This is a genomic window from Pseudomonas sp. FSL R10-2964 (genome assembly GCF_009600035.1).
Taxonomy (GTDB): Bacteria; Pseudomonadota; Gammaproteobacteria; order Pseudomonadales; family Pseudomonadaceae; genus Aquipseudomonas; species Aquipseudomonas bubulae.
The window spans coordinates 118,686-131,128 of record NZ_WIWH01000002.1; the positions used below are offsets into that span (position 1 = coordinate 118,686).

Annotated in this window: 12 protein-coding genes; 6 read left to right on the top strand and 6 right to left on the bottom strand. The window is 58.3% G+C overall.

What is annotated here, in order from left to right; translation table 11 throughout:
* Positions 1 to 34: 34 nt before the first annotated feature.
* Positions 35 to 184: a hypothetical protein gene (locus GHN92_RS23810; protein WP_095000712.1), complete on the bottom strand. Its 150-nt coding sequence runs from the start codon at positions 182 to 184 to the stop codon at positions 35 to 37.
* A gap of 196 nt (positions 185 to 380) precedes the next feature.
* On the opposite strand from GHN92_RS23810, the gene GHN92_RS02080 reads away from it, so the two are divergent.
* From GHN92_RS02080 to GHN92_RS02095, 4 genes are all read left to right on the top strand, one after another.
* Positions 381 to 830 (top strand): EVE domain-containing protein, encoded by a 450-nt coding sequence (locus tag GHN92_RS02080; protein ID WP_153379233.1) that lies wholly within the window; start codon positions 381 to 383, stop codon positions 828 to 830.
* Between the two features lie 246 nt (positions 831 to 1,076).
* On the top strand, positions 1,077 to 2,042 hold the full coding sequence (locus tag GHN92_RS02085; protein WP_095000710.1) for an HlyD family secretion protein: 966 nt from the start codon (positions 1,077 to 1,079) through the stop codon (positions 2,040 to 2,042).
* Complete coding sequence (rbbA, locus tag GHN92_RS02090; protein ID WP_150628626.1) at positions 2,039 to 4,771, top strand: ribosome-associated ATPase/putative transporter RbbA; 2,733 nt, start codon at positions 2,039 to 2,041, stop codon at positions 4,769 to 4,771. Before GHN92_RS02085 ends, rbbA begins: the two co-directional genes overlap by 4 nt.
* Positions 4,771 to 5,889: an ABC transporter permease gene (locus GHN92_RS02095; protein ID WP_095000708.1), complete on the top strand. Its 1,119-nt coding sequence runs from the start codon at positions 4,771 to 4,773 to the stop codon at positions 5,887 to 5,889. Before rbbA ends, GHN92_RS02095 begins: the two co-directional genes overlap by 1 nt.
* Positions 5,890 to 6,018: 129 nt before the next feature.
* On the opposite strand, the gene GHN92_RS02100 is transcribed toward GHN92_RS02095, so the two are convergent.
* A complete protein-coding gene (locus GHN92_RS02100; RefSeq protein ID WP_178102583.1) occupies positions 6,019 to 6,423 on the bottom strand; it encodes a flagellar basal body-associated protein FliL in 405 nt (134 codons plus the stop codon).
* Positions 6,424 to 6,485: 62 nt separating this feature from the next.
* Positions 6,486 to 6,857, bottom strand: coding sequence for a hypothetical protein (locus GHN92_RS02105; RefSeq protein ID WP_153327179.1), 372 nt, complete (start codon positions 6,855 to 6,857; stop codon positions 6,486 to 6,488).
* A gap of 358 nt (positions 6,858 to 7,215) precedes the next feature.
* On the opposite strand from GHN92_RS02105, the gene glpT reads away from it, so the two are divergent.
* Positions 7,216 to 8,571 carry a glycerol-3-phosphate transporter gene (gene glpT / locus GHN92_RS02110; protein WP_153379237.1) on the top strand — a complete coding sequence of 452 codons (1,356 nt, stop codon included), beginning with the start codon at positions 7,216 to 7,218 and terminating at the stop codon, positions 8,569 to 8,571.
* Here glpT and GHN92_RS02115 read toward each other — a convergent pair.
* Positions 8,568 to 9,215: a gamma-glutamylcyclotransferase gene (locus GHN92_RS02115; protein WP_095000704.1), complete on the bottom strand. Its 648-nt coding sequence runs from the start codon at positions 9,213 to 9,215 to the stop codon at positions 8,568 to 8,570. The two genes, glpT and GHN92_RS02115, sit on opposite strands and share 4 nt — an antisense overlap.
* Before the next feature lie 314 nt (positions 9,216 to 9,529).
* Here GHN92_RS02115 and GHN92_RS02120 point away from each other — a divergent pair, with 314 nt between their 5' ends.
* Complete coding sequence (locus tag GHN92_RS02120; RefSeq protein WP_153379239.1) at positions 9,530 to 10,012, top strand: sn-glycerol-3-phosphate transporter; 483 nt, start codon at positions 9,530 to 9,532, stop codon at positions 10,010 to 10,012.
* Here GHN92_RS02120 and GHN92_RS02125 read toward each other — a convergent pair.
* Both GHN92_RS02125 and ubiD read right to left on the bottom strand, forming a co-directional pair.
* Positions 10,009 to 10,977 carry a CDP-6-deoxy-delta-3,4-glucoseen reductase gene (locus tag GHN92_RS02125; RefSeq protein WP_095000702.1) on the bottom strand — a complete coding sequence of 323 codons (969 nt, stop codon included), beginning with the start codon at positions 10,975 to 10,977 and terminating at the stop codon, positions 10,009 to 10,011. The two genes, GHN92_RS02120 and GHN92_RS02125, sit on opposite strands and share 4 nt — an antisense overlap.
* Positions 10,977 to 12,443 carry a 4-hydroxy-3-polyprenylbenzoate decarboxylase gene (gene ubiD / locus GHN92_RS02130; RefSeq protein WP_095000701.1) on the bottom strand — a complete coding sequence of 489 codons (1,467 nt, stop codon included), beginning with the start codon at positions 12,441 to 12,443 and terminating at the stop codon, positions 10,977 to 10,979. The genes GHN92_RS02125 and ubiD overlap by 1 nt, the downstream gene beginning before the upstream one ends.

The window sequence follows — 12,443 nt, forward strand, 5'->3', positions numbered from 1 at the left end:
CATCACTGACAAAGCGATGCCCAGGAATCAGTTTTTAGCGTTTGAAGGGTTGTACTTGCTGTTGCGCCAGCTCAATCGGCGCGTCTGTCGAATTTGACCAGAGACTTTGCGCGTAGCCTGTTGTAACCACACCCAAACCGAACAAAATAACCAGCATCCACAGTAAATCCGGTTTGCGTTTCATCGATTGCCCTCCTTCAGGCAAATCAACACGATGACAGCAACGGTTTTTGTTATAGGCCGTGCAGCAGCGTCAAGCTTAAAAGGCGGGCATTTTGCGGCAACACGCACACGCAAGCAAACGCTGACGTCAACCGACTGTCGGTTTAGCAAAATGTTGCCGGACAAAATAATCACAGCATGTTTCTGGAGTATAGAAGATGGCTTATTGGCTGATGAAATCCGAGCCTGACGAATTTTCGATCAAGGATTTTCAAAAGCTCGGCGAAGCTCGCTGGGACGGTGTGCGCAACTATCAGGCGCGCAATTTCATGCGAGCCATGGCGGTGGGTGATCTGTTCTTTTTCTACCACTCCAGTTGCCCCGAGCCAGGGATTGCCGGAGTAGGCCGAATTGTCCAGGCCGCTTATCCGGACCCGACGGCCCTGGACCCTGAAAGTCATTACTTCGACCCCAAGGCCAGCGTCGAGAAAAACCCGTGGAGCGCACTGCAGGTCGCCCATGAGCAGACCTTTCCCCGGGTGATCAAACTCGACTACCTCAAACAGCAAAGCGCCCTGGCCGAAATGCCGCTGGTGCAAAAAGGCAGCCGCCTCTCGGTGATGCCCGTAACGGGTGAGCAATGGGCTGTGGTGATGGGGTTGCTGTAAAGCGAATCGCTGTGGGAGAGGGCTTGGTGTGGGAGCGGGCTTGCTCTCGATTCAGACGGTGTGGTTTATCAGGTGATCCGCAGCGATCCCATCGCGAGCAAGCCCGCTCCTACAACACTCCGGCTCTGCACCTGACAAGCAGCATCCGATTTTAGCGTCTACGCTCTGGACTTCCTTTGACTGGCATCAAGTCGCAATCGGCTTGAAACCGTCAAACTAGAGCGCTCTGTGACACAGGATGTCGGCATGTCTAGCAATCACCGTATTTCCCATTATTTCGTTATCCCTTTGGCTGTCTTGCTGATCGCAGCAGGCGGGTTCGGTTATTGGAAATCCCAGCACGACCGCCTCCCCGAAGGCATCAGCATGGGCAACGGCCGCCTCGAAGCCACAGAAGTGCAAATCGCAGCAAAAATCCCCGGGCGTCTGGCTGAAGTGCTGGTTGACGAAGGCGACCGGGTAACCCAGGGCCAACTGCTGGCCCGCATGGACACCCGCACCCTGGAAGCCAGTCGTGCGCAAGCTGAAGCCGAAGTGCTGCGCGCCCGCCAGACCCTGGCCGCCAACGAAGCCAACGTGCAACTGCGCCAGAGCGAAAAACTGCTGGCCAGCCAGGAACTCAAGCGCTTTCGCCAACTGTCCCAGCGCGGTTTTGCCAGCGGTCAGCAACTGGATCAGCAACAAGCCCGATTCGACACCAGCAACGCAGCAGTAGTCGCCGCCCAGGCCCAGGTAGCGGCTGCCAAGGCCGCGATTGGTTCATCCCAGGCTCAGGTCGCACAGCTGACCAGCGAAATTGACGACAGCAGCCTGCGCGCACCGATCAACGGCGTGATCCAGCTGCGCCTGGCCGAACCTGGCGAAGTCCTCGGCTCGGGTGGCCGGGTATTTATGATGATCGACCCCGGCGACCAGTACATGAACCTGTACATGCCCGCTTCCGTGGTCGGCAAATTGACTGTGGGTTCTGAGGCACGCATCGTGCTCGACGCCCTGCCCGACCGGGCGCTGCCGGCCAAAATCACTTTTGTCGCAGCCAAATCCCAGTTCACCCCCAAAGAAGTTGAAACCCGCGACGAGCGACAAAAACTGGTATTCCGGGTAAAGCTGCGCCTCACCGACCCGGGTGCCGTGCCCCAGGCCAAACCGGGCATGCCGGGTGCCGGTTATGTGCGAACCGCCGATGTACCATGGCCGGCTAATCTGCAATGAATGATCTGGCGCTAAACGCCAGTGGCATCAGCCACAGGTACGGCAGCCAGCAGGCGCTGCTGGACATCACGTTCAGCCTGCCCAAAGGCACGCGCTGCGGGTTGATCGGCCCTGATGGCGCGGGCAAGTCGAGCCTGCTGGGGCTGATTGCCGGGGTCAAGAAGCTCCAGGAGGGCACCCTTGAGGTGCTCGGCGGCCCGATTGATAACCGCCGGCATCGCAACACCCTGTACCCGCTGATCGCGTTTATGCCCCAGGGCCTGGGTGGCAACCTTTACCCGGAACTGTCGATCAGCGAAAACATCCGCTTTTTCGGCACCCTGTTTGGCCTGTCGAAAGACGACTGCGAGCAACGCATGGCCGAACTGCTCAAGGCCACCGACCTTGAGCGTTTTGCCGAGCGCCCGGCGGGCAAGCTCTCGGGCGGCATGAAACAAAAACTTGGGCTGTGCTGCGCATTGATTCACGAGCCCGACCTGCTGATCCTCGACGAGCCCACCACAGGTGTCGACCCGCTGTCACGCCGACGCTTCTGGGAGCTGGTGGAAGATGTGCGCCGCCAGCGCCCGCAACTGACGCTGCTGGTGGCGACGGCCTACATGGAAGAGGCCGAGCAGTTCGAACACTGCCTGATGCTTGATCGCGGCAAGTTGATTGCCACCGGTCTGAGCCAGGAACTGGCGGCAGTCACCACAACCGGCAAGCTCGACGAGGCCTTCACCCACTATCAGGGCGACAGCGGCCACAGCAGCGAGCCACTGGTGATTCCACCGCGCACCAGCGACAACAGTGATATCGCCATCGAAGCCCACGACCTGACCCTGAAATTCGGCGATTTCACCGCAGTGAACAACGTCAGCTTTGCCATTGGCCGGGGCGAAATTTTTGGCTTTTTGGGCTCTAACGGTTGCGGCAAAACCACCACCATGAAGGTCCTCACCGGGTTGATGCCGGCCACCGAAGGCAGCGCCAAATTGCTGGGCAACCCGGTGAACGCCAAGGATCTGGCCACCCGCAAGCGCGTGGGTTTCATGTCGCAAAGCTTCTCGCTGTACGGCGAGTTGAGCGTGCGCCAAAACCTGGTGCTGCACGCACAACTGTTTGACTTGCCCACGGCCGAAAGCGAGCCGCGTATCGAAGAATTGATCGAGCGTTTCGATCTCGGCGACGTGGCCACACAACAGTCCGGCGAGTTGCCCCTGGGTTTGCGCCAGCGCCTGTCTCTGGCGGTGGCTGTGCTGCATCGCCCGGAAGTGTTGATTCTCGATGAGCCGACTTCGGGCGTCGACCCGGCCGCCCGCGATGATTTCTGGCGCTTGCTGATCGAGTTGTCCCGCGAGCAAGGGGTGACCATCTTCCTGTCCACACACTTTATGAACGAAGCCCAGCGCTGCGACCGTATCTCGTTGATGCACGCCGGCAAGGTGCTGGCCTGCGACACGCCCGATGCGCTACAACACCAGTTCCACGGCGATACGCTGGAAGCGGCGTTTGTCACCTGCCTGGAACAGGCCCAGAACGATCAGGACGCCAGCGCGGCCTCTTCTCCCGAGCCTGTCGCCACGCCTGCGGTCAATTCGCCGCCACCGGTCAGCAAAAGGGGTTTCAGCCTGACCCGGCTGATTGCCGTGGCCAGTCGCGAATCCAAAGAGTTGCTGCGCGACAAGGTGCGCATGGCCTTTGCCTTGCTGGGCGCGCTGTTCATGATGGTGATTTTTGGCTACGGCATTTCGCTGGACGTGGAAAACCTCGCCTTCGCCGTCTACGACCAGGATCAGAGCCCGCAAAGCCGTGCCTATCTTGAGGCATTCCGTGGCTCGCGGTATTTCGAAGAACACACGCCGATCCGCAGTGCAGATGAGTTGCACAAACGCCTGCAACGCTCGGAAATAAAAATTGCCCTGGAAATCCCCCCGGGGTTCGGCCGGGATTTGTATGCCGGGCGCCAGCCCACGGTTGCCGCATGGCTTGATGGCGGCATGCCGTTTCGCGCCGAAACCAGCCGCAGTTATGTGCAGGCCGTGCATCAGGCCAACCTGGAACAATTGGCCACATTGAGTAGCCAGGCACAAAACCGGCAAGCCTCAGTCAAACTGGAAACCCGTTTCCGCTACAACCAGGATGTGATCAGCGTCAATGCCATCGGCCCCGGCGTGATGGCGCTAATCCTGGCGTTTATCCCGGCCATGCTGACCGCGCTGGGCATCGTGCGTGAAAAAGAGCTGGGCTCCATCACCAACTTCTACGCCACACCCCTGACACGCCTTGAATTCCTGCTGGGCAAACAGGCGCCTTATCTGGCGGTGAGCCTGGTCAACCTGGCGTTGCTGGTGGCCATGAACCGCTGGCTGTTTGGCGTACCGTTCAAGGGCAGCGGCTTGACCCTGGCGCTGGGCGGGCTGCTGTATGTACTGTCGACCACCAGCATGGGCCTGCTGATTTCCGCCTTCACGCGCACCCAGATCGCCGCGATCCTGGGCACCATGATCATCACCAGCCTGCCGACCATTCAGTTTTCCGGGTTGCTGGTGCCGCGCTCCTCACTCGAAGGAGCCTCGGCGGTAATGGGCATGCTGTTCCCGGCCGGGCATTTCCTTGATATCGCAGTAGGCACCTTCACCAAAGCGCTCGACCTGCGCCAACTGTGGCCGCAATGCCTGGCGTTGTTCGGCTTTTTTGTGGCGTTTACCGGGTTGAGCCTGATCATGCTCAAGAAGCAGGAGGTTTGATGCACAAGTTCTCGCACATCCTGCGCCTTGGCCTTAAAGAACTCACCAGCCTGCGCCATGACAGCGTGCTGCTGATGTTCCTGCTCTATGCCTTTACCGTGGCGATTTATATGCCAGCATCGAGCTCGATCATCGGCGTGCACAACGCCAGCGTTGCCATCATTGATGAAGACCATAGCCCTCTGTCACGCAAGCTCAGTGAATCGCTGCTGCCCCCGGAGTTCAAAACCCCACAAGCCTTGCCTTATGACCAGCTCGATCAGGCCATGGATAACGGCCAATACACCTTTGTGATCAATGTACCGGCCAACTTCCAGGCCGACTTGCTGGCAGGCCGCCAACCCGGCCTGCAGGTCAACGTCGATGCCACCGCCATGAGTCAGGCCTTTATGGGCGCAGGGTATATCGGGCAGATTTTCCAGCGTGAGCTGCTCAACTATGCCGGCCAGGGTGACGCAGCGGCGAAAGCCCCGGCCTTGATCTCCAGCCGGGCATTGTTCAACGCCAATCTGGAAGGCGGATGGTTTCTGGCGGTGATACAGATCGTTAACAACATTACCATCCTGGCCATTGTGCTGACGGGCACCGCGTTGCTGCGCGAGCGCGAACACGGCACGCTCGACCACTTGCTGGTACTGCCGCTGACGGCGCTGGAAATCATGCTGGCAAAAATCTGGAGCAACATGCTGGTGGTGGTGCTGTGCACCTGGGTGTCGCTGGAAGTCATCGTGAAATGGGCGCTGGGCGTGCCACTGTCGGGGTCGCTGACCCTGTTTTTGCTGGTTACCGCGCTGTACCTGTTTGCCAGTACCGCACTGGGGATATTCCTTGCGACCCTGGCCCGCTCAACACCGCAGTTCGGTTTGCTGGCCATCCCGGTGATCATCCCGATGCTCTTGCTCTCGGGCGGCAGTACGCCGCTGGACAGCATGCCCGTGTGGCTGCAATGGGTGATGCAGTGCTCGCCGTCGACCCACTTTGTAAGCCTGAGCGCGGCGATACTGTTTCGCGGTGCGGGTGTGAACGTAGTGTGGCCAGACTTGCTGGCCCTGGCCGGCATCGGCCTGGTGTTCTTCGCCATTGCCCTGGCGCGGTTTCGCAAGAGTCTGGCGTCGTAAGCACGGGCACGGGTTATGTGGGAGCGGGCTTGCTCGCGACAGCTTCACCTCGACGCACCTGAAGTACCGAGGCGCTTGCATCGCGAGCAGGCCTGCTCCCACACAAAAGCCAAGCCCGTAGCTGCGCCTTTACTGAACGATCAAATTGTTGAACAACAGATCGTCCACCATCGGCTTGCCGGTTTCATCGCTCATCACCTGCCGGATCTGCTTCAAGGCTTCCTGGCGCAGCTTCTCCTTGGCCTCGACACTGCCCAGGCTTTCGCTGGTCTGCTGGGTAAACAACCCCACCAGTTGATTACGAATCAACGGGTCATTGGCTTTGACCGCCCTGGCTGCATCGGCACCCGTCACGCGCAAGGAAATATCAGCCTTGTACACCTTGAGCCTGGAACTGCCATCCAGACCGTAGTTACCCACAAATGGCGGGCTAAGACTGATGTAGCTGACCTTGTCGCCACCTTCCTGCGCCTCTTCCCCGACCGCCGCCATCGGCAAAGCCAGGGCCAGCATCAACATGATCCACGCTTTCACAATTCGCTCCTTCATTCGGTGTGGAGGCAAGCATACGGGGCTGCTTGAGGGCCTATCTAGCGTTATCGGCCAGCGGGTGACTTACTTGTGCCTCTGGTTGCCATCAGCAGTTTCTGAACGCTCGCGGGCAACATGTCCACAAATGGACGACTGCCTATGCGCCGGCAGGTCTTGACCACCTTTTCCACATCCCTCGATAGCTCGTACATGGCAGTCGATAGCTGGTCGCGTGAATACAGCCCGTCCTCAAACCCTTCAATCAACCGGTTGCGGGTTTGCCTGAACAGCGTCAACTCAGCCAGAGGCAGGTCGACCCCGCGACGAATATAGCCCCTGATTTCCCGGTTTAACTTCAGGCAGGTGAAACTGTTGATATCTGGCGCAGGTTCGCCAGCCCACGCAGTAAACGCCACAAACCCCAGCACAAGCTTCATAGCCTTCCCCCTGCGGCGCACCCTATAGGGCTGCAAAGGGGAAATTCTATTGATGTGCAGGCCAATAGCTCAGTCCTGGAGCTCCGATTCCAGCGTGGGATTGTTCCTATTGAACTTGCATTTAAACCCTACGAAAACATTTGTTGCCGCTGTATTCGCCGAGCCTGTGGATAGTTTTCAGATAGACCCGAGCAGCGAAGCCAGCTTGTATGGGGTTTTATACCCAGGCGACATGTTCATAAGCGAAAATCGCATGTGGGATTTTTCCTTCAGCTCTAAAGGGCAAGGCCTGTCATTTTCAGTAACGAAAATGTAACGTTCGGCACCGCCGATATAACAAGAAATTTGGAGCTCTTGAATGCTTGCTTTTTTCCGACCTGCCGTACACCAGGCGCCTCTGCCTGAAGAAAAAATAGACAGCACTTACCGACGACTGCGCTGGCAAATCTTTGCCGGTATCTTTTTTGGCTATGCGGGTTACTACCTGCTGCGCAAAAACTTCTCTCTGGCCATGCCCTACTTGATCGATGAGGGCTACACCCGAGGTCAACTGGGTGTCGCAATGTCAGCGATTGCCATTGCCTACGGCTTATCCAAGTTCCTCATGGGGCTGGTGTCCGACCGCTCTAATCCGCGCTTCTTTTTACCCTTTGGCTTGATGATCTCAGCGGGAGTGATGTTCATTTTCGGTTTCGCACCTTGGGCAACATCCAGTGTGACCATGATGTTCATTTTGCTGTTTATCAACGGCTGGGCGCAGGGCATGGGTTGGCCTCCCAGTGGCCGCACCATGGTGCACTGGTGGTCGCAGAAGGAACGCGGCGGTGTGGTATCGGTGTGGAACGTGGCCCACAACGTGGGCGGTGGTCTGATCGGCCCGCTGTTTTTACTGGGTATGGCCTGGTTCAACGACTGGCACGCGGCCTTCTATGTACCTGCCACGGTGGCGCTGCTGGTGGCGCTGTTTGCGTTTGTCACCATGCGCGACACCCCACAGTCCGTTGGTTTGCCGCCGATCGAGCAGTACAAGAATGATTACCCGGCGGGTTACGACGCCAGCCACGAAGACGAATTCAGCGCCAAAGAGATCTTCGTCAAATACGTACTGCGTAACAAAATGCTCTGGTATATCGCCCTGGCCAACGTGTTCGTCTACCTGCTGCGCTACGGCGTGCTGGACTGGGCGCCGACCTATCTGAAGGAAGCCAAGCACTTCACGGTGGACACCACGTCGTGGGCTTACTTCTTCTACGAGTGGGCGGGAATTCCGGGCACGCTGCTGTGCGGCTGGATGTCGGACAAGATTTTCCGCGGCAATCGCGGGCTGACCGGCATTGTCTTTATGTCGCTGGTGACCGTCGCAACCCTGGTTTACTGGCTTAACCCGCCAGGCAACCCGACCGTGGACATGATCGCGCTGTTTTCAATCGGCTTCCTGATTTACGGGCCGGTAATGCTGATCGGTTTGCAGGCACTGGAACTGGCACCGAAGAAAGCCGCAGGTACTGCCGCAGGCTTTACAGGGCTGTTCGGCTACCTGGGTGGCTCGGTGGCGGCCAGTGCGGCCATGGGCTATCTGGTTGACCACTTCGGTTGGGATGGCGGCTTTGTGCTGCTGATCAGCGCGTGCCTGCTGGCCATCGCATTCATGATCCCGACGCTGCGCCACAAGAACCAGGCCAGCGAAGAACGTGCGGTAACCGCTCCCGCTTAAGGCGCAATCGGTACGCAGCGCTTGAGCCGCGCCTCCAGGTTTCGATCTGGCATGGCGTGGCTGCGCAGGGCACTTACGGTCTGCTCGACATAATCGCGAGTAGTGCCGTAGCGCCCGCTGGCGTTGGCCAACACCTGGCTCAACACGTCATCCGGCAGGTTGCCCGCATAGCTGGGCAAATGCCGCTCCAGCACAAAGCCCAGGGCCTGCACCTGGCTGCCATCGTCCAGTCTGCACGTCAGCCAGTGCGGGCGATACGAGGGCACCGGCATTTCGCGAAGCCACAAGGCATGCAGTGAGGCGTCCAGGTTTTCTTCTGGCAAGCGATAGGCAAAGCCACTGCACGACCCCCCTCGATCCAGACCAAAAACCAGACCTGGCCACTGCGGTGTGCCGCGATGCTCGTGAGACCACAGATACAGCCCGCGATGGTAGCCATGCACCCGCCCACGCACGCGCTCGACCGCCGTGCACTCAGGGCGCCAGATCAATGAACCATAAGCAAATAACCAGACCGGCCCGCCCTGATGGCGCGCCATGGTGCTGTGCACGGAGTTGAGCAGTTGCTCTGGAGTCAACGGTGCCCCGAGATCAAGCTGCGGGGGGTAGATCGAGTTTAAACCAGCAGATTCAATAACAGTCATAACGGGGAAATGGATCCTGCAAACATGACGTAACAGAAACTAATCCACCAATCTTATATCACTGCACACTCAATGATCTGACCAACCGGACAGGCTGCTGACAGGCGCGAAACAGGATAATCAAGCCAGCGACTCAAACCAGGCGAGAATCGGTTACGCGCCAAATAAGCACAAACACCCAATAAGAAAAAGAAAATTCCTACAAGCATATATGACATTGCTTAGGTACTGCCTACACCAATTAAAACAGGATAGGTACCTCTGGATAGCTGTGCACCCTACGCACACTTCAAATAATCACCAGAAGGTGCAAAATGCGAAAAAAAGTTCTCTGCTACTGTTTACCGATACTTGCATACACCAGCACAACCCTGGCGCAAGACAATACAACACAGGACGACAAAGGGTTCTGGTACCTGCAAACCAGCGTATATACCCGACACTTTTCACCTGACTCCGAGCACAACAACAATCAGGATTTGATTGGTATTGAACGCAATGAAGCTTCGGGGCTGGTCTATGGAGTGGCCACCTTTCGCAACTCATTCAGCCAGCGATCGTTTTACACCTACGCGGGCAAACGCTTTGATAGCGACACTTATCCTGTTTACTTGAAGTTGACGGGCGGCCTGCTGCAAGGTTACCGCGGCGAGTACAAGAACAAGATTCCCCTCAATCGCTTCGGCATTGCGCCGGTGATCATTCCCTCAGTCGGCGCCCACTACGGCCCGGTAGCCGCCGAGCTGGTGTTGCTCGGCTTCAATGCCGCCATGATTACCACTGGCGTGCGTTTTTAAGGTCGTGGGCAGTAGGCAAACACGTCGGCACGCATCTGGTGCGCATCCATGCCGGCCGCCACCAGCGCGTCAAGGGTGCCGTAGATCATCGCCGGCGAACCGCTGGCATATACATGCACACTGGCCAGATCGCTGATGTCTTCGCACACGGCTTCATGCAGCATGCCGCAGCGCCCTTCCCAACCACACAAATCACTCACTACCTTATGCAGGAACAGGTTGGGGGTTTTCTCCCATTCGGCCCATTCATCCAGGGTGTAGAAGTCTTCCGGGCGACGCACGCCCCAGTACAAATGCACCGGATGCTTGAAACCCTTGGCACGGCAATGTTCGATCAGGCTGTGCATTTGCGCCATGCCGGTGCCCGCAGCGATCAGCACCAACGGCCCGTCCGGCAATTCAGACAAGTGTGTGTCACCAAACGGCAGCTCCAGGCGAACCATCCTGTTGCGCTGCAACTGCTCGATCAGCTTGCGGGCGCTGTCTTCACGCACCAGTACATGCAACTCCAGGTCGCGCCCCGAGTGCGGTGCGCTGGCCAGCGAGAATGCCGACTTGTCACCGTTTTCACGCTCCAGCATCACGTATTGCCCGGCGTGATAACGCGGCGGCTTGCCCGCAGGTGCGCGCAAGCGCACCCGCCACACATCGCCCCCCATATCGACACACTCGGTCAACTGACACGCCAGGCTACGCACCGGTAATTCTCCCAACGCAAGCACGCCATCCCACAACACCACACAGTCTTCAAGCGGGGCCGCCAGGCAGGTATAAAACTCGCCATGATCACGCACGTCTCCCGCCTGCTCGACCTGGCCTTCAACCAGCAAGGCCGCACACACGTGGCAATTACCATTGCGACAGCTCTGCGGGCATTCATAGCCCAGACGCTGCGCCGCATCCAGAATTCGCTCGCCAGGCAAGGTTTCCAGTACCGCACCTGAAGGCTGCAAGGTTACACGCATCAATCTATTCCTAATTGATTCCAGATGTCATCGATCCGGCGAGTGACCGCCTCATCCTTGACGATGACCCGACCCCATTCACGGGTGGTTTCACCCGGCCATTTGTTGGTTGCATCCAGGCCCATCTTCGAACCCAGGCCGGAAACCGGTGAGGCAAAGTCGAGATAGTCGATTGGCGTGTTGTCGATCATTACCGTGTCGCGCTTGGGGTCCATACGCGTGGTAATGGCCCAGATGACGTCGTTCCAGTCGCGGGCATTGATGTCGTCGTCAGTCACGATAACGAATTTGGTGTACATGAACTGGCGCAAAAACGACCACACACCCAGCATTACGCGCTTGGCGTGCCCCGGATACTGCTTTTTCATGGTCACGATGGCCATGCGGTACGAGCAGCCTTCGGGCGGCAAGTAGAAGTCGGTGATTTCAGGAAACTGCTTTTGCAGGATCGGTACAAACACTTCGTTGAGCGCCACGCCCAAAATCGCCGGCTCATCCGGTGGACGGCCGGTGTAGGTGCTGTGATAGATCGGCTTGACCCGATGGGTGATGCGCTCGACAGTAAACACCGGGAAGCTGTCCACTTCGTTGTAGTAACCGGTGTGGTCGCCGTACGGGCCTTCGGGCGCCATCTCGCCAGGGTGGATCACGCCTTCAAGGATGATCTCGGCAGTGGCCGGCACTTGCAGGTCGTTGCCGCGGCACTTCACCAGTTCGGTGCGATTGCCCCGCAGCAAGCCGGCAAAAGCGTATTCCGACAGGCTGTCGGGCACCGGGGTCACGGCGCCGAGAATGGTCGCCGGGTCTGCGCCCAGGGCCACGGATACCGGGAATGGCTGGCCGGGGTGTTTTTCGCACCAGTCACGGTAGTCCAGTGCACCGCCTCGGTGGCTCAACCAGCGCATGATGACCTTGTTGCGGCCAATCACCTGCTGACGATAGATACCGAGGTTCTGACGGTCCTTGTTAGGGCCTTTGGTCACGGTCAGGCCCCAGGTAATCAGGGGCGCCACGTCGCCAGGCCAGCAATGCTGCACCGGCAGCATGGCGAGATCTACGTCATCCCCCTCAATGACCACTTCCTGGCACACCGCGTCCTTGACGACTTTCGGCGCCATGGCAATGATCTTGCGGAAGATCGGCAACTTGGACCACGCATCTTTCAGACCTTTAGGCGGCTCGGGCTCCTTGAGGAACGCCAGCAGCTTGCCGATTTCCCGCAGCTCGCTGACAGACTCGGCGCCCATGCCCATTGCCACGCGCTCTGGCGTGCCGAACAAATTGCCGAGCACCGGAATCGTGTGGCCAGTCGGGTTTTCGAACAGCAAAGCCGGGCCTTTGGCACGCAGCGTGCGGTCGCAGATTTCAGTCATCTCCAGGACTGGAGAAACGGGAATCTGGATGCGTTTCAATTCTCCGCGCTGCTCTAGCTGCTGCACGAAATCCCGAAGATCCTTGAATTTCAT